We start from the raw sequence: 17,196 nt of genomic DNA on the forward strand, positions 1-17,196 counted from the left end.
CAAGAAAGCAGGTCTCTTCGATGAAGAAGCACACGCTCGCCGTCACCGCGGCGTTCTCCGTCCTGGCGCTCGCCGCGTGCGGCAACGGCTCCGACAGCTCCGGCTCGACCGCAGGCGGCGGAGGCGGCGGCGCCGACATGCGCCTCGCCCTCAACCAGACCGAGGAGCACCCCTCGTTCATCGCCCTCGACAACTTCGGCCAGAAGCTGTCGGAGGACACCGAGGACCGCTACAGCATCGAGGTCTACCCCAACGAGGAGCTCGGCGCCCAGGCCGAGGCCCTGCAGTACGTCGGCGACGGCTCCGTCGACCTGGCGATCGTCTCCGGCACCCAGCTGGAGAACCTCAACGCCGACTTCGCGGCGTTCAACATGCCCGGTGCCTTCGACAGCGTGGAGCACCAGATGGAGGTCATCCACGACGAGGAGATCGTCGGCGACCTCTACACCTCCCTGGAGGAGAGCAACAACGTCACGATCCTCGGCGGCTTCACCCAGGGCACCCGCAGCATCTACTCCGACAAGGAGATCCGCACGCCCGAGGACATGGCCGGGATGAAGGTCCGCGTCCAGGAGAGCCCCCTGCACATCGGCATGATCGAGGCCATGGGTGGCTCGGCCACCCCGATGGCCTTCGGCGAGGTCTACACCGCGCTGCAGTCGGGCGTCCTCGACGGCGCCGAGAACAACGAGGTGTCCTACTTCACCCAGAAGCACTTCGAGGTCGCGCCGGTCTACTCCCGGACCAACCACCTGGTCGGCCTGGACTACCTCATCATCAACACCGACGTGCTCGAGAGCATGAGCGAGGAGGACCGCCAGGCCTTCCTCGACGGCTGGACCGCGGCGCACCAGGAGCACACCCAGCTGTGGGCCGAGGCCACGGACCAGGCGATCGCCGACGCCGAGGCCGGCGGCGCCACCTTCGTGGACGTCGACGCCGAGGCCTTCGCCGAGGCCATCGCCCCGCTGCAGGAGGAGTTCCTCACCACCGACTCCCAGAAGGCGCTCTTCGACGCGGCCCGCGCCGCGGCGAAGTGAGCTGAAGGCGCGTCGCCCACCATGGCTGCCGTCAAGAGGGGTCTCGACAGGGTCCTGGCCGTCGCCTCGGTCGTCCTGTTCGCGGTCCTGGTCGTGATCGTGGTCTGGCAGGTCTTCAGCCGTCAGGTGCTCACCCCGAGCACCTGGACGGAGGAGGCCTCCCGGATGACGTTCGTCTGGCTCGGGTTCTTCGCCACCGCGCTCGTGTTCTCCGAGAAGGGGCACATCGCCGTGGACTGGCTGGTCCGCAAGCTGCCGCTCGCGGGACGCAAGGCCGTCGGGGTGCTCGTCCAGCTGGCGATCATCGCGATGTCGGTGCTGATCCTCGTCTGGGGTGGGTGGCGCGCCTCGCAGGGCGCCTGGAACCAGCAGCTGTCGTCCCTGCCCGGCACGCTCGGGCAGATGTACCTCGTGATGCCCATCACCGGGGTGCTCATCCTCGTCTACGCGCTGCACCACCTCGTGGACGCGCTGCGCGCAGACCCGTTCGCCCATGACGAGGACCTCGAGCAGGTCGTCGTCGAGAAGGGAGGTGAGTGACGGTGGACCCCTCCACCATCGCCGCCCTGATCCTGCTCTTCGGGATCCTCGCGGGCATCGCCCTGGGTATGCCGATCGCGGTCGGCATCGGGCTGTCCACCCTCGCCGCGGCCGTCGTCCTCCTGGGCCCGGACCGCGCCGTGCTCACCACCTCCCAGCGCATGTTCACCGGCATCAACAGCTTCCCGCTGCTGGCCATACCCCTCTTCGTGCTGGCCGGGTCGTTGATGAACTCCGGAGGCATCGCGACGCGCCTCATCGACGCCGCCAAGGTGCTCGTGGGCCGGATGCCGTCCTCGCTGGCCGCGACCAACGTCGTCGCCAACGGCCTCTTCGGGGCCGTCTCCGGTGCCGCCGTCGCGGCCGCCGCGGCCGTCGGGACCGTCACCCAGCCCCGGATGGTGCAGGAGGGCTACAACCGCCCCTACGCCGCCGCCGTCAACGTGGCCTCGGCACCGGCCGGGATGCTCATCCCCCCGAGCAACACCTTCATCGTCTACTCGCTGGTGAGCAGCACCTCGATCGCCGCGCTGTTCATGGCCGGCGTCGGCCCCGGCCTCGTCTGGGTCCTGGCCTGCATCGCGGTCGTCATGGTCATGCACAAGAAGTACGGCGCCCCGCCCGCCACGGAGCACCCGACCATCGGGCAGTCCCTGCTGACCGTCTGGCGGGCCGTGCCGTCCCTGTTCATGATCGTCATCGTCGTCGGCGGCATCCTCATCGGCTGGTTCACGCCGACCGAGTCCGCCGCCATCGCGGTGGTCTACACCCTGGTGCTGGGCCTGCTCTACCGCGAGATGACGGTCGGGAACCTGCCCAAGGTGCTGCTCGACTCGGCCCGCACGACGGCCATCGTCATGCTGCTCGTCGGCGTCTCCTCGGCGCTGTCGTGGGTGATGTCCTTCGCACGGATCCCGCGCCTGGTCTCCGACGCCCTGCTGGGCCTGACCACCAACCCCCAGGTCATCCTCATCCTGATGATGATCATCCTGCTGGTGGTCGGCACCTTCATGGACCCGACGCCGGCGATCCTGATCTTCACGCCCATCTTCCTGCCGATCGTCTCCGAGTTCGGCATCCACCCCGTCCACTTCGGGGCGATCATCGTCTACAACCTGAGCGTCGGGGTGATCACCCCACCGGTGGGCAACGTCCTGTTCGTCGGGGCCCGGGTCGCCGGGCTGCGGATCGAGCCGGTCGTGGCCAAGCTCGGGTGGTTCCTGCTCGCCCTCTTCATCGGCCTGCTGATCGTCGTCTTCGTGCCCTTCCTGTCGATGTGGCTCCCGACCACGCTAGGACTGATCTGAGTGAACCCCACGACCACCGCCTCCCGGCTCACGCTGCACCCCGACCGGCTCCTGCCGGTGGACCCGGGGACCCGCGACGTGGCCCGGCGGATCTACGCAGAGGTGGCCGGCCTGCCGATCGTCTCCCCCCACGGTCACGTGCCCCCGGCATGGCTCGCGCAGGACACCCCCTTCGCGGACCCCACCTCGATGCTCATCACGCCGGACCACTACATCACCCGGGTGCTGCACGCCAGCGGCGTCCAGCTCTCGAGCCTGGGCGTGGGGCGGGGCGAGCTGTCGCCTCAGGAGTCCCGGGAGGCCTTCCGCATCTTCTGCCGGCACTGGCCCGTCTACCGCGGCACCCCCATGCGGCTGTGGTTCGAGACCCAGCTGGTGGAGGTCTTCGGCATCGACCTGGTGCCGTCGGCCGGGACCGCCGACGCGATCTACGACGCGATCGCCGCCTGGATCGCCAGGGACAGCTCCCGGCCGCGGGCGCTCATGGACTCCTTCGAGATCGAGTTCCTCGCCACGACGGACGACCCCTGCGACGACCTCGCCCACCACCGGGCGCTCGCCGACGACCCGTCGTTCGCCCGGAAGGTCGTGCCGACCTTCCGCCCGGACAGGTACCTCGAGCCCGCCACCGCGGCGTGGGTCGGCCACGTGGACCGCCTGGCCCAGGTCAGCGGCCAGGACACCGGGACCTACGCCGGGTGGGTCGCCGCCATGGAGGACCGCCGTGCCTACTTCAAGGCGCACGGCGCGGTCTCCACCGACCACAGCCACCGCGACCTCGGGACCGAGCCCCTGGAGGGGCCGGAGGCCGAGCGTCTCTACGCCCTGGCACGGCGCGGCGAGATCTCCGCACCGGACGGCGACCGGCTGCGTCGGCACATGGTCACCGAGATGGTCCGGATGGCGACCGAGGACGGCCTGACCATGACGCTGCACCCGGCCGTCCACCGCAACCACCACACCCCGACGTTCGACACCTACGGGGCCGACGTCGGTGCGGACATCCCGATCGCGGTCGAGGTCACGCGTGCGCTGCAGCCGGCGCTGGCCCGCTTCGGCACGCACCCCGACCTGACCCTGGTGGTCTTCACCATCGACGAGACCGTCTACTCCCGCGAGCTCGCCCCCCTGGCCGGGTTCTACCCGAGCCTGCGGATCGGCGTGCCCTGGTGGTTCATCGACGCACCGGACGCCATCACCCGGTTCCGGGCCGCGGTCACGGAGTCGGCCGGCTTCACCCGCACGTCGGGCTTCATCGACGACACCCGTGCCTTCCTGTCCATCCCGGCGCGCCACGACATGGCCCGCCGCCTCGACAGCGGGTTCCTGGCCCGGCTGGTCGCCGAGCACCGCCTGTCGGAGGACGAGGCCGTCGAGACGGCCCGCTACCTCGTGCGGGACCAGCCGAGGGAGGTGTTCGGCCTGTGAGCTCGCCGCTGCGGCGCACGACGCCGGCCCCGCCCGTGCGCATGGTGCACCTGGGCCTGGGCAACTTCTTCCGTGCCCACCAGGCCTGGTACACGCACCGCGCCAACCAGGCCGGCGGCCCCGGTGACCGGTGGGGGATCGCAGCCTTCACCGGCAGCTCGACAGAGATCGCCGAGCAGCTCAGCGCACAGGACGGGCTCTACACCCTCGTCGTGGACGGCGCCGAGGGCGCCCGTGCCGAGGTCGTCGAGAGCCTGGTCGCCGCGCACGCGGGCTCCGACCTGCAGGCGTGGCACCGCTACCTCGCCGACCCCGTCGTGACCGTGCTGACCACCACCGTCACGGAGGCGGGCTACCGTCGGGGCGGTGACGGTGGTCTCGACCTTGAGGACGAGCAGGTGCGCGCCGACCTCGAGGACTGGCCCGCCGGCCGGCGGGACACGCTGCGCACGGCCCCCGTGCGGATCGCCAGCGGGCTCGCCGCACGGCGCGACGTCGGCGCGGGTGGACTGACGATCGTGCCCTGCGACAACCTGCCCGACAACGGTGCGGTCGCCAGGTCGGTCGTCCTCGGTGCGGCCGAGCAGCTGGACCCCACCCTGGCGGCGTGGGTGGAGGAGCACGTCTCGTTCGTCACCACCGCGGTCGACCGCATCACGCCGCGACCCACGGACGCCGACCGGGCGGCGGTGCCGGAGCTGACCGGCGTGGACGACCCGACCGTGGTCGTGACCGAGCCGTTCGTGGAGTGGGACCTGGCCGGGGACTTCGTCGGCGGCCGCCCCGCCTGGGAGACGGCGGGCGCGGTCATCACCGACGACGTGCGGCCCTACGAGACCCGCAAGCTCTGGCTGCTCAACGGGGCGCACTCCCTTCTCGCCTACGCCGGGAGCATCCGCGGCCACGAGACCGTCGCGGAAGCGATGGGCGACGAGCTGCTCGCCGGCTGGGTCCGGCAGTGGTGGGACGTGGCGGTGCCGCACCTGGAGCTGCCGGAGACCGAGCTGCGGGGCTACACCTCCGCACTCGTCGAGCGGTTCGAGAACCCCCGGATCCGCCACCTCCTCGCCCAGATCGCCGCCGACGGGATGCAGAAGATCCCGGTCCGGATCGTCCCCGCCCTGCGGGCCGAGCACGAGGCGGGGGGCGACGTCGACGGCGCGCTGCGTGCCGTCGTGGCCTGGGTGCTGCACGCGCGCGGAGCCGGCGCCCCCCTGACGGACGCCGCGGCCGACCGTGCCCGGGCGCTGGTGGACGGCGACCTGGCCTCGGCGGTGGGCCGCGTCCTGCAGCACTGGGAGATCGACCCTGGCCTGCTCGACCGTGCGCTCCACCTCGCCGCCGAGCTCGGTGGCGAGGCGCACCCCGACGAGGGCTGACGGTGGCCCGGCACCAGGTCCTCGGCTCCGTCCTCGGCCTGGATGTCGGCACCACGACGGTCACCTGCGCGGCCCTGGTCCCCGGCGGCACCGAGCCCGTTCCGGTGGTCAGCCGTCCGGTCCTGCGGGGCAGGGACGAGGACGGGCAGCCCCGTCCTGACCCCAGCTCCCTGCTGGACGCGTGCGACGAGGCGCTGCGGGCCTGCGTGGCTGCCGTGGACGGCCGGGTCACGGCGGTCGGGGTGTCCGCCGACCCCTGCCCCGTCGTGGGCCTGGACCGTGCGGGACGGCCGCTCACCGGTGTCCTGACCGGGACGCAGGCCCGCGCCGCCGAGCTGGCGGCCGGCCTGCGCCGGATGCCCGTGGGTCTGCACCTGCTGCGCGCCACCGGACGGCCGGTCCGGCCCGGCAGCCCGCTCGCCGCCCTGATGTGGTCGCAGGACCGTGACCCGGAGCTGTGCGGGCGGGTGCACGCGTGGGTCGGCCTCCAGGGGCTGGTCCTGCACCACCTGACCGGCCGGCTGCTGGTCGACCGCACCAGCGCCACCGCCAGCGGACTGCTCGACGTGGCCACCGGCACCTGGCACGAGGGCGCCCTCGAGCTCGCGGGGGTGGGCCCGGAGCAGCTGCCGCGCATCGTCGAGACCACCGAGATCCTCGAGGTGGACCCGTCCGCCGGGCACAGGACGGGCCTTCCCGCCGGGACGCCCGTCGCCGCCGGCGCCGCCTCTCACGTCTGCGGCGTCCTGGGCGCGGTCGGCGCGTCTCCCGGTGCGGCTGACCTGGCCCTGGACCGTGCAGGGAGGCTGCACGTGGTCTCCGCGGGCGACCCGCCCGCCCGGCTGCCCGACGGGCTGTCCGGGTCGGTGCTGTGGCAGGGGCGCTGGGTCGTCGGTGGTGAGCTGGGCGGAGCCTGGGGGCCGGTGCCCTGCACCGCCCCGGACGTGCTGGAGCGGGCAGGTCGGACGCCCCACGGCGCCGGCGGGCTGACCGTGCTGCCGCACCTGCCGGACGACGTCTCACCCGTGTGGGAGGGGTCGCTGCCCGGTGCCGTCCTGGGTCTTGCCCCGTACCACCGGGCCGAGCACCTGGCGCGCGCCGTGCTCGAGGCGCGGGCGCTCCAGGTCGCCGTGCTGCTCGAGGCGGTGGTGCGCCTGACCGGAGACGTCGGCCCGCTCGACGTCCGAGGCGGGCACCTCGAGCACCGCTGGCAGCTGGAGACGCTCGCCGCCGTGCTGGACCGGCCGGTGCGGACGCGGGCCGGCCCGCCGCCCCGCGCCGTCGGTGCGGCCGCCCTGGCGCTGCACGGGCTGGGTGTCGCCACCTCTCCCGAGGCGGCAGGTGCCCTGCTGACGGTCGCCCAGGAGCCACCGGTCACCGTCGAGCCCGACCCCGGGCTGGTCGACCTCCACGCCGACAGGCGGCGCCGCCTGGCGGACCTGGCCGGAGGGCTGGGAGCCGCGGCCGGACGCCTGGCGCACGTGCGCTGACGGGGCCGTCCTACCCCTGGTCCGACGTGCCGCCCGCCGCGGCTAGGTTGGCGCCATGAGGTATGACGTGTCCGCCGTCCGTGAGCACTTCCCGGCGCTGTCCTCCGGCACCGCCCACTTCGACGGGCCGGGCGGCTCCCAGACCCCCGCCGCCGTGGCCGAGGCCGTCGCCCGCACGATGACGAGCTCGATCGCCAACCGTGGCACGGTGACCGCGGCCGAGCAGCTGGCCGAGCGGACCGTGCGCGAGGCCCGCGCCGCCATGGCCGACCTGCTCGGCTCCGACCCCGCCACCGTGATCTTCGGACGGAGCATGACGGCCAACGCGATGGACCTGGGGCGCACGCTCGCGCGATGCCACCGGTGGGGCCCGGGTGACGAGGTCGTCGTGACCTCCCTCGACCACGACGGCAACGTCCGTCCCTGGGTGATCGCCGCCGAGGCGGTCGGTGCGACCGTCCGCTGGGCCGAGATGGACCCCTCGACCGGCGAGCTGCCGGTCGACGCCGTGCGGGCCGTGCTCTCCGACCGGACCCGGCTCGTGGCGGTGACCGCCGCCAGCAACCTCATCGGCACCCGGCCCGACCTGCCCGCGGTCGTGGAGGCCGCTCACGAGGTCGGGGCGCTGGTGCACGTCGACGCCGTCCACCTCGCCGCGCACGACCTGCTCGACCGCGAGGCCCTCGGCGCCGACCTGCTGTCGTGCTCGCCCTACAAGTTCCTCGGTCCCCACCTGGGCGTGACGACCGGGCGCGCGGACCTGCTGGAGGAGCTGCGTCCCGACAAGCTGCTGCCCTCCTCCGACGCGGTGCCGGAGCGCTTCGAGCTCGGCACGCTGCCCTACGAGCTGCTCGCCGGCACCACGGCCGCGGTCGACCTCCTCGCCGGCCTGGCCTGGCTCGGCGCGGGCGCCGGTGCCCACCCCTCGCCGGCGGGCCTGGGGCGGCGCGAGCGGCTGGCGGCCTCGTTCGCCGCGCTGGAGGAGCACGAGGACGCCCTCCGGGAGCGTGCCGAGGAGGGGCTGCGCTCGATCGACGGCGTGACGGTCTGGTCCCGCGCGGCCCACCGCACCCCCACGCTGCTGTTCACGCTCGAGGGCGTCGAGCCTGCTGCCGTGCACCGGCACCTGGCCGGGCTGGGGGTCAACGCCCCCGCGAGCCACTTCTACGCCTGGGAGCTGAGCCACCGGCTCGGGCTCGGACCGGCCGGGGGAGTGCGCGTCGGGATGGCTCCCTACACCAGCACCGACGACGTCGACCGGCTCCTGGAGGGCGTCGAGAAGATCGCGGCCGACCGGTAGGCTCTGACGGTCCGCCCGACCGGGGCGAGCCTGCGCGCCCGCGCGCGGCATACCTGCCCGGTCCGGGACCACCCGCCCGACGCGAGGAGTGCACCCACGTGGCCATGCGCCTGTCGACCCTGTTCCTGCGGACCTTGCGCGAGGACCCGGCCGACGCCGAGCTGCCCGGGCACAAGCTGCTCGTGCGCGCCGGCTACATCCGGCGGGCCGCCCCGGGCGTCTACACCTGGCTGCCGCTGGGCCTGAAGGTGCTGCGCAAGGTCGAGCAGATCGTGCGGGAGGAGATGGACGCCATCGGGGCCCAGGAGCTGAGCTTCCCCGCGCTGCTGCCGCGGGAGCCCTACGAGGCGACGAACCGCTGGACGGAGTACGGCGACAACATCTTCCGCCTCCAGGACCGCAAGGGCGCCGACTACCTGCTCGGGCCGACGCACGAGGAGATGTTCACCCTCGCCGTCAAGGACATGTTCAGCTCCTACAAGGAGCTGCCCCTGAGCCTCTACCAGATCCAGACCAAGTACCGCGACGAGGCACGTCCGCGGGCCGGGCTCCTGCGTGGTCGCGAGTTCGTCATGAAGGACTCCTACTCCTTCGACGTCGACGACGAGGGGCTGCAGGCGTCCTACGACGCGCACCGCGCGGCCTACGTCCGGATCTTCGACCGGCTCGGGTTCGAGTACGTCATCGTCGCCGCGATGTCCGGCGCCATGGGCGGCTCGGCGAGCGAGGAGTTCCTCGCGGTGAGCCCGATCGGCGAGGACACCTTCGTCCGCAACGACTCCGGGACGTATGCCGCGAACGTCGAGGCCGTGGTCATGCCCGTCGCGGACCCGGTCGCGCCCGAGGTCGTGGCTCTGACGCCGGCCGCGCACGTCGAGGACACCCCCGACACCCCCACGATCGAGACGCTCGTGGCCTCGCTCAACGCCCACCACCCGCGCCAGGACGGTCGTGGGTGGACGGCTGCCGACACCCTCAAGAACGTCCTGGTCGTGCTCGTCCACCCGGACGGCACACGTGAGCCGCTGGCCATCGGCGTGCCGGGCGACCGCGAGGTCGACGCCAAGCGGCTGGAGGCGCAGGTCTCCCCGGCCGAGGTGACGGCGTTCGAGGAGAAGGACTTCGCGGCCTACCCGATGCTCGCCAAGGGCTACATCGGCCCCGGGGTGCTCGGCGAGAACAATGCGGACCCGAGGAGCAGCCGCATCAGGTACCTGCTCGACCCGTCCGTCGCCGAGGGGTCCGCGTGGGTCACCGGCGCCGACGAGCACGGCAAGCACGTCCTCGACCTCGTCCACGGCCGGGACTTCACCGCCGACGGCACGATCCAGGCCGCCGAGATCCGCGACGGCGACCCGAGCCCCGACGGCGACGGCGTCCTGCACACGGCCCGCGGCATCGAGATGGGTCACATCTTCCAGCTCGGCCGCAAGTTCGCCGAGGCGCTCGACCTCAAGGTGCTCGACGAGTTCGGCAAGCTCGTCACCGTGACGATGGGCTCCTACGGCATCGGCGTCTCCCGAGCCGTCGCCGCGATCGCCGAGGGCACCCATGACGACATCGGTCTGTGCTGGCCGCGCGAGCTGGCCCCCGCCGACGTCCACGTGGTCGCCACCGGCAAGGACCAGACCGTCTTCGACCAGGGAGAGCTGCTCGTCGCCGACCTGGAGGCCGCCGGCCTGACGGTGGTCTACGACGACCGGCGCAAGGTCAGCCCCGGCGTGAAGTTCAAGGACGCCGAGCTGCTCGGGATGCCCACGATCGTGGTGATCGGCAAGGGCCTGGCCGACGGCACGATCGAGATCAAGGACCGGCGCACCGGCGAGCGCCGCGACGTGCCGGTCGAGCGGACCGTGGGCGAGGTCCTCGCCGAGGTGCGCGGCGACGCGCACCCCGCCTGACGGCATACCCGAGGTGGTCGAGAACCTCGACGCGAGCGTCCTGGTCTTCCTGGCCCTCGCCGGGCTGGCCGCCGGCTTCGTCGACGCCGTCGTTGGGGGCGGGGGGCTGATCCAGCTGCCCGCCCTCCTCGTCGGCCTGCCCGGCGCGAGCCCGGTGCAGCTGCTGGCGACCAACAAGCTGGGCTCGATCATGGGCACCACCACGAGCTCGGTCACCTACGTCCGGCGGGTCCGGCCCGACCTGCGCACCGCGGTGCCGCTCGCGCTGGCGGCGTTCGTCGGGAGCCTGGGGGGTGCGGCGCTGGCCTTCCTCATCAGCAAGGAGGCCTTCAACCCGATCATCCTCACCGTGCTGGTCGCGGTCGGCGTCTACACCCTCGCCCGGCCCTCGATGGGGCAGATGCAGGCGCTGCGCTTCGGGCATCGCCATCCCCGCCGGCACCTGGCCACGGCCCTGCTCATCGGTGCGGCGGTGGGGGCCTACGACGGCGTGCTCGGACCGGGCACCGGGTCGTTCTTCGTCTTCGCGCTGGTCAGCGTGCTGGGCTACGGATTCCTCGAGGCGAGCGCCAAGGCCAAGATCGCCAACGTCGCGACCAACCTGGCGGCGCTGGCGGTGTTCGTCCCCCAGGGAGCGGTGCTGTGGAAGGCAGGCCTGGTGATGGGTGCCTGCAACGTGGTCGGCGGCTACCTGGGCGCGCGCGTGGCCGTGGCGCGGGGCAGCGGCTTCGTGCGGGTCTTCTTCGTGGTCGTGCTCGCGGCGTTCGTGGTCAAGATCGGCTGGGACACCTGGGTGCAGCTCGCCGGCCGAGGCGGGGCAGCCTGACCCTCCCGCGGTCGACATCGTCCTGGTGGGCGAGGTCGACGCACGCCAGGTGATGCCGACGTCAGCGACGCGGGGTCAGGGGTGGACCGGCGTGGCCTCGCACCCGCCGAGCATGTCCACGGTGCTCGTGGTGCGCTCCCACGTCTGCGGGTAGGTCTGCGGCGAGACCAGCCGGACGATGTGCGGGCCGGGCTGGTTGGCGGGGTCGATCTCGACGCGCGTGGGCTGGTACTGCATCTGCGTGGTCACCGTGCCCTCCTCGTCGCGCCGCAGGGTGAAGGTGGCGACCATCCCCTCCTGCGTCGGCGGGCTCAGGGTGACGTTGGTGTCCGGCGACTGGTTGGACAGGAAGTTGCCCAGGCCGTAGGCCACGTGCTTGCCGTTGACACGCTCGCAGGGCTGGATGACGTGGACGTGGGTGCCCAGGATGAGGTCGACGGCGTCGTCCTCGAGCAGGTCGTGCGCCAGCTCCACCTGCTCGTCGAGGGGCTGCGCCTGGTACTCCCCGCCCCAGTGCATGCTCACCACGACGAAGTCGGCCCCCTCGTCCTTGGCGCGCCGGGCCTGCTCGAGGATGCCCTCGCTGCCGAGGTTGGGCCAGGAGCTCTCGATGAGCCACGGGGCCTCGCCGGGGACGTCGGTCGTCGGTCCACCGGAGTTGGGGTAGGTGTAGGTGTAGGCCAGGTGCCCTACCCGGGCGAGGCTCCCGTCGGCGGTGGGTACCTCGTAGACCTCGGCCGTCCCCGCGCGGTCCTCGTGCGCCGTGGGGCCGGCGTAGCCCAGGCCGACGTCCCGGAGCACCTGCTCGGTCGCGGCCACGCCGCTGATGCCGCGGTCCATCGTGTGGTTGGACGCGAAGTCGCAGCCGTCCACGCCGGCCCCGGCCAGCGCGTCGGCCATCTCCCGGGGGGTGTTGAAGGAGAGGGTGTCGGGCACCGACAGGTCGGTGTTGTCGGGCGACAGCGGCGTCTCCAGGTGGCACAGCGCCACGTCGGCGGCCGAGATGACGGGCGCCACGTCCGCGAACATCGGCGTGTAGTCGTAGGCACCCTCGACACCGCCCGCGTAGGCGTTGGCGGTCAGGTTGAGCCGCGAGTGGGCGAGGATGTCGCCGGTCGCCGCCACGGTGACCTCGAGGGGGCCCTCGGCGGCGGTCGGCTCCGCCGACGACGGCCCCTGCCCGGCGGAGGTCCGGGCCGCCTCGTCAGCCGGCGGTGCACCCGCCGTGGCGGTGCCGGGGGCACCGTCACCTCCTGGCCGCTCCCACTGCCCGCCGGGTGACTCCGGCGGCGTGGCCCGCGGGATCACCGCGCCACCGCAACCGGTGACCACCAACGACCCGACGAGCGCCAGCGCGGCCCCCGCCGCCTTTCCTCTCATGACTGGGCAGACTAGTCCCGGCCGGCGCCCCGCCCGGCCAGGCGCGTCGGCAGGTCGTCCGGTCGGGTCACCGGCAGGCCGCACACCGTGCCGTGGCAGACGGTCGCGGCCCGGAGCCCGTCGACCGTCGGCGTCTGCGGGTCGCCGTCGACCACGAGCGTGCCCACGGGGGTATGCCGCGCCGCCTCCGTCAGCGGGTCCTGCCCCGTGGCCCCGGGGGAGAGGCGGACCAGCACCGGGCCGGCGAGCAGCTCCTCGGCGGCGGTGAGCGCCCAGCCGGCGAACCGCGGCGCCTGCCGGGCGAGCGTCGCCATACCCTCCAGGGCCGTGCCGGCCAGCTCCAGGTGCGCGGCCTCGGCCGCCTGGGCGCCGTGCCGGGCCAGGGCGAGCGCCAGGGCGCTGGCCCCACCGGGCTCGGCGTTGTCGCCCTCCGGCCGCGGGGTCAGCACGAGCTGCTCGGCGTCGTGACCGGTCGCGCGGAAGGTGCCGTCCGGCTCGCCGAAGAGGTCGATCGCGCTGGCGAGGAGGCGGCCCGCCTCGGCGAGCCAGGTGCCGTCGCCGGTGGCGCGGTGCAGGGCGAGCAGACCGTCGGCGAGGTCGCCGTAGTCCTCCGCCACCGCGAGGGCGGAACCGACCGTGCCGTCCCGGGAGCTGCGCCGCAGCCGGCCGTCGACGACGTGGGTGCGCATCAGGAACCGGGCGCAGCGTGCGGCCACGTCCACCCAGTCCGGCTCGTCCAGGACCCACCCGGCGTGCGCGAGCGAGGCCACGAGCAGGCCGTTCCAGGCCGTGACGACCTTGTCGTCGCGGTCGGGCTGCGGCCGCAGGGTCCGGTGCAGGTGCAGCCGCTCCCGGGTGGCGCGCCACCACCGCGCGTCGTCGGGGTCGGCGCGCAGCTGCAGCGTGGAGGTGCCGTGCTCGAAGGTGCCGGAGGCGGTCACGCCGAGCAGCTCGGCGGCGCGGTCACCGTCCTCCTCCCCGAGGACCTGGCGCAGCTGCACGGGCGTCCACACGTAGGTGGCCCCCTCGACGCCCTCGGTGTCGGCGTCCAGGGAGCTGGCGAAGGCCTCCTGCTCGGTCCACATCTCCTGCAGCAGCCACTCCACGGTCTCGCGGACGACCCGTTCGGCCCACGGCCGCGACGTGTCGTCGGCACGGGCGAGGTCGGCGTAGACCCCGAGCAGCAGGGCGTTGTCGTAGAGCATCTTCTCGAAGTGCGGCACGACCCAGGCGCGGTCCACCGCATACCGGGCGAAGCCTCCGCCGACCTGGTCGTAGGTGCCCGACCGGGCCATCGCCTCGCAGGTGCCGCGCACCATCTCCAGGGCCCCCGGGTCACCGGTGCGCCCGTGGTGACGCAGCAGGAAGGCGAGCACCATGGACGGGGGGAACTTCGGGGCGCCGCCGAAACCGCCCCACTGAGGGTCGTGCTCGGCGGCGAGGACGCGCACCGCCGAGCCCAGGTCGTCCTCGGTCAGCGCCGGACCTCGGGCCCGTCCGCCGCCGGCGTCCCGCAGGGCCTCGACGATCCGTGCGCCGCCGTCCACGACCCGGGCGCGGTCCTCGCGCCACGCGGCCGCGGCGGCGTCGAGGAGCCGCAGGAAGGCCTCGCGGGGCAGGTAGGTACCCGCCCAGAACGGCTCGCCGGTGGGCGTGAGCAGGCAGGTCATCGGCCATCCGCCGTGCCCGGTGAGGGCGGTGGTGGCGGCCATGTAGACGGCGTCGACGTCGGGCCGCTCCTCCCGGTCGACCTTCACCGCGACGTAACCGGTGTTGACGGCCTGCGCGACCTGCTCGTCCTCGAAGGACTCGTGAGCCATGACGTGGCACCAGTGGCAGGCGGCGTAGCCGACGGACAGCAGGACCGGCACGTCTCGGCGGCGGGCCTCGGCGAAGGCCTCCTCACCCCACTCCCACCAGTCGACGGGGTTCTCCGCGTGCTGCTGCAGGTAGGGGGAGGTGGCGGTCGCCAGACGGTTGGCCATGGCCCCCACGCTACGGGGCGCCAGGCAGGGGTGTGACCTGGGCCACGAACCCTTCCCCGAGCCGTCGCGGAGGAGGACGATGGAGGTGAGAGGAGGTGTGAGATGAGACTGACCTTCCGGGACCTTCTCGCGACCATCCTGGTCGTCGCCATCGGCGTCCCCTACGTCGGCTACCTGCTCGACGGCTCCGTGCCGTTCGTGCAGGACGCCCGTGGGATGTCCGCCGTCGGACTGGTCCTGGGCGCCGCCGCGTTCCTCGTGCTGAGGTACGGCGACCCCTTCGACCGGTACGAGAAAGTGACGACGGCCGTGGCGGTCGGGGCGTTCGCCCTCGGCCTCGTGGCGCTCTTCATGGCGGAGACCACCGCGTCCGAGTGGCTCCTCGCGGCGTTCATGGCCTCGATCCTGATCGTGTGGGCGATGGAGATCGCCGACCACGCCGGACTGGTGCACCACGACGCCGGTGCGCCCGCCCACGTCTGAGCTGACCGCTCTCTCCCGGGTCACGCAGAGCCCGTCGCCGACGGACCCTGCGTGACCCTTCGACGTGTCAGCCGCGCTGCATCGCCTTGATGATCGCGACCGACCTGGTGATCTCGTCGGCGACGTCGTCGCGGCCGTGCCGCACCGACCACAGCGCGTTGTCGGCCAGGCGCACGATCGTCATCGCCCGGGCCCGGTCGGGGTCGAGACCGCCGGCCCCGCACACCAGCTCCAGGCGGGAGGTCAGGTGGCTGCGCAGGTCGGCGGCCGCCAGCGCGTCGTCCCAGCGGTTCCACATGGCCGGTGCCACCGCCCAGTGCGGGTCGCCGGCGACCGTCTTGGGGTCGATGGCGGCCCACTCGCCGGGCTGCGCCCGCCACAGCACGTTGGCCTGGTGCAGGTCGGTGTGCACGAGGCGCGCGTCGAGGCCCTCCTCACCGGCCAGGTCCGCGGCCAGGGAGGCGGCCTGCTGCAGCAGACGGCGCGGGAAGCGGTGCGCGAGGGCGGCGTCCGTAGCGGCCCGCTGCGCCTGGTCCCGGATCCTGACCAGCTGCCCGGACAGCGGCGGCGCCCAGGGCGGGGCCGGGCGGTCCAGGCGGGAGAGCAGCCCGCCGAGAGCCTCGCTGGTGCCCTGCACGCTGCCGATGGTCAGGTCCCGCCCGGCGTCGAGGCGCTCCAGCAGCAGCGCGCCGGACGGGGGGTCGGCGGCGAGCAGCTGGACGGCGCCCCGGCCGTGCCACGCCCGCAGCGCCAGGTGCTCGGTGTCGGACTCCTCGTGCGGCCACCCGATCTTGAGCACCCCGGGGTCACCCCGCGGCCGGGTCACCGGGACCACCAGCGCGGTGAGTCCGTGGCGCAGGGGCTCGCCGCGGTCGACGCGCAGCGACCAGCGGTCCAGGGCCTCGTCGACGAGCCGGGGCAGCGCCCGCAGCCACGTCTCACCGTCCACGCGCCCGGGCAGGTCGGTCCCGGCACGGTGCTGGCGCGCGGCCGTGAGGAGCCCGTGCGGCAGCTCCCCGGCCGGGACGGCGCTCACGGCAGCGTCATACCCGGGAATGCCCGGCGGCTCCCGCCGAGCAGTGCCCCCCAGGTCGCGGCCTCGGAGACGATCCGCACGACCCCCGTGAGCTGGGCCAGGTCGCCAGGGACACGCTGCGCCGCCTCGAGCGTGGCGGGACCGAGGTCGGCGACCAGCCGGCGGGCGAGGTCGCGCCTCTCCTCGGCCGTCTCCAGCGGTTCGGGCAGGTCGTAGCCGAGCGGTGCGACGGGCGCGGCCTGGCCCGCGAGCGTGGAGAGCTGGCGGGTCAGGCCGCGCAGCGGCACCAGGACGGCCTCGTAGTCGGCGCGCTCGTCGCTGTCCGGCGCGCTCCTGGCCGCGACCACCTCCAGCCCGAAGACCGCAGGACGGGCGGCCGCGAGGACCGGCACGGCGGCCGCGCCGGACGGGCCGGGCAGGGGGCCCCACTCGACGGGAGACCCCAGCCACGCGGCCGAGGCCACGTGCTGGGCGGTCAGCGAGGCGAGGAGCAACAGGTTGGTGGGGGTGGCGGTAGACAGGTCGCGGCAGGCCTCCGTGCGGTCGTCCCGCAGGACCCGGCCCAGGTCGGACGCGGTGGGACGGTCCTGCTCCTCGTCCTCCCCGTCATCTTCGTCCGGCGCGGCCGTGGTCGCGGCCGCACCGGTCGAGCCCGTCGAGCCCGTCGAGTCCGGCAGGGTCACCGCCGGGTCGTCCAGCAGGTCGGGCAGCGGGACACCGCCCAGGGTGATGAGCAGCTCCAGCCGCTCCTGCTGCTGGCGCCACAGGTCCTCCAGCTCGGCGGCGGTGCCCTCCTCGTCCCCCACGAGCCGCAGGCCGAGACGGTAGCCGTGGATCCGCTGGCGAGCGGCGATGAGCAGGGTGGTGTCGGCCGGCCAGGTGGCCGGGTCGTCCGGCTCGACGCCGTCGGTGGGCGAGACGACGCGGTCGGTCTGCAGGTCGTCGCACCCGGTCAGGACCACGGACCCGCCGGCGAGCGCGAGGGCACGCAGGAGGGCACGGCGGGACAGGGCAGGGGGCATGACGGGGTTCATCGTTGAGGGTAGGGTAGTCGCTTCCGGACCGGTGGTCGGGCGCCCCGTGCTGCCCGGCGACCGGCAC

14 protein-coding genes are annotated in these 17,196 nt (G+C 73.5%); 10 read left to right on the plus strand and 4 right to left on the minus strand.

From position 1 onward, the window contains the following. Window positions 1-20 precede the first annotated feature (20 nt). The 9 genes from K330_RS0104560 (at window position 21) to K330_RS19195 (ending at window position 11,211) form a co-directional block, all read left to right on the plus strand. The gene (locus K330_RS0104560; protein WP_022920672.1) at window positions 21-1,040 is read left to right on the plus strand and encodes a TRAP transporter substrate-binding protein; all 1,020 of its coding nucleotides are present in this window, start codon (window positions 21-23) and stop codon (window positions 1,038-1,040) included. Between the two features lie 21 nt (window positions 1,041-1,061). Continuing rightward, on the plus strand, window positions 1,062-1,580 hold the full coding sequence (locus K330_RS19185; protein WP_022920673.1) for a TRAP transporter small permease: 519 nt from the start codon (window positions 1,062-1,064) through the stop codon (window positions 1,578-1,580). Window positions 1,581-1,582: 2 nt separating this feature from the next. Further along, entirely contained in the window at window positions 1,583-2,887 is a 1,305-nt protein-coding gene (locus K330_RS0104570; protein WP_029202313.1) for a TRAP transporter large permease, read from the plus strand. After that, window positions 2,888-4,315 (plus strand): glucuronate isomerase, encoded by a 1,428-nt coding sequence (uxaC, locus tag K330_RS0104575; protein ID WP_022920675.1) that lies wholly within the window; start codon window positions 2,888-2,890, stop codon window positions 4,313-4,315. It begins immediately after the preceding gene. Then, complete coding sequence (locus K330_RS19190) at window positions 4,312-5,694, plus strand: mannitol dehydrogenase family protein (RefSeq protein WP_022920676.1); 1,383 nt, start codon at window positions 4,312-4,314, stop codon at window positions 5,692-5,694. The genes uxaC and K330_RS19190 overlap by 4 nt, the downstream gene beginning before the upstream one ends. Window positions 5,695-5,696: 2 nt before the next feature. Continuing rightward, window positions 5,697-7,184: an FGGY family carbohydrate kinase gene (locus tag K330_RS23575; protein ID WP_022920677.1), complete on the plus strand. Its 1,488-nt coding sequence runs from the start codon at window positions 5,697-5,699 to the stop codon at window positions 7,182-7,184. A gap of 55 nt (window positions 7,185-7,239) precedes the next feature. After that, window positions 7,240-8,484 carry a cysteine desulfurase-like protein gene (locus K330_RS0104590; RefSeq protein WP_022920678.1) on the plus strand — a complete coding sequence of 415 codons (1,245 nt, stop codon included), beginning with the start codon at window positions 7,240-7,242 and terminating at the stop codon, window positions 8,482-8,484. A 104-nt stretch (window positions 8,485-8,588) separates the two neighbouring features. After that, window positions 8,589-10,385, plus strand: a complete 1,797-nt coding sequence (locus tag K330_RS0104595; protein WP_040657752.1) for a proline--tRNA ligase — start codon at window positions 8,589-8,591, stop codon at window positions 10,383-10,385. 13 nt (window positions 10,386-10,398) lie between these two features. Further along, entirely contained in the window at window positions 10,399-11,211 is an 813-nt protein-coding gene (locus K330_RS19195) for a TSUP family transporter (RefSeq protein WP_022920680.1), read from the plus strand. 75 nt (window positions 11,212-11,286) lie between these two features. On the opposite strand, the gene K330_RS19200 is transcribed toward K330_RS19195, so the two are convergent. Together K330_RS19200 and K330_RS0104610 are read right to left on the minus strand one after the other, a co-directional pair. Then, a complete protein-coding gene (locus K330_RS19200) occupies window positions 11,287-12,591 on the minus strand; it encodes a CapA family protein (protein WP_084617159.1) in 1,305 nt (434 codons plus the stop codon). Between the two features lie 11 nt (window positions 12,592-12,602). Beyond that, window positions 12,603-14,576: a thioredoxin domain-containing protein gene (locus K330_RS0104610; protein ID WP_022920682.1), complete on the minus strand. Its 1,974-nt coding sequence runs from the start codon at window positions 14,574-14,576 to the stop codon at window positions 12,603-12,605. Between the two features lie 102 nt (window positions 14,577-14,678). Between K330_RS0104610 and K330_RS0104615 the strand changes: the two genes are divergently transcribed. Next, complete coding sequence (locus tag K330_RS0104615) at window positions 14,679-15,059, plus strand: hypothetical protein (RefSeq protein WP_022920683.1); 381 nt, start codon at window positions 14,679-14,681, stop codon at window positions 15,057-15,059. A 67-nt stretch (window positions 15,060-15,126) separates the two neighbouring features. Here the strand turns inward: K330_RS0104615 and K330_RS0104620 are convergent, their stop codons facing one another. Further along, a complete protein-coding gene (locus tag K330_RS0104620; protein ID WP_022920684.1) occupies window positions 15,127-16,095 on the minus strand; it encodes an aminoglycoside phosphotransferase family protein in 969 nt (322 codons plus the stop codon). Further along, entirely contained in the window at window positions 16,092-17,129 is a 1,038-nt protein-coding gene (locus K330_RS0104625) for a ferritin family protein (protein ID WP_022920685.1), read from the minus strand. The genes K330_RS0104620 and K330_RS0104625 overlap by 4 nt, the downstream gene beginning before the upstream one ends. Between the last annotated feature and the right edge of the window lie 67 nt (window positions 17,130-17,196).

Source organism: Ornithinimicrobium pekingense DSM 21552 (genome assembly GCF_000421185.1).
Classification (GTDB): Bacteria; Actinomycetota; Actinomycetes; order Actinomycetales; family Dermatophilaceae; genus Ornithinicoccus; species Ornithinicoccus pekingensis.

Coding starts and splice junctions, on each gene's coding strand:
- K330_RS0104560 (WP_022920672.1), top strand. CDS start 21: ATGAAGAAGCACACGCTCGCCGTCACCGCGGCGTTCTCCGTCCTGGCG.
- K330_RS0104610 (WP_022920682.1), bottom strand. CDS start 14,576: ATGGCCAACCGTCTGGCGACCGCCACCTCCCCCTACCTGCAGCAGCAC.
- K330_RS0104625 (WP_022920685.1), bottom strand. CDS start 17,129: ATGAACCCCGTCATGCCCCCTGCCCTGTCCCGCCGTGCCCTCCTGCGT.
- K330_RS19200 (WP_084617159.1), bottom strand. CDS start 12,591: ATGAGAGGAAAGGCGGCGGGGGCCGCGCTGGCGCTCGTCGGGTCGTTG.
- K330_RS0104595 (WP_040657752.1), top strand. CDS start 8,589: ATGCGCCTGTCGACCCTGTTCCTGCGGACCTTGCGCGAGGACCCGGCC.
- K330_RS0104590 (WP_022920678.1), top strand. CDS start 7,240: ATGAGGTATGACGTGTCCGCCGTCCGTGAGCACTTCCCGGCGCTGTCC.
- K330_RS0104615 (WP_022920683.1), top strand. CDS start 14,679: ATGAGACTGACCTTCCGGGACCTTCTCGCGACCATCCTGGTCGTCGCC.
- K330_RS19185 (WP_022920673.1), top strand. CDS start 1,062: ATGGCTGCCGTCAAGAGGGGTCTCGACAGGGTCCTGGCCGTCGCCTCG.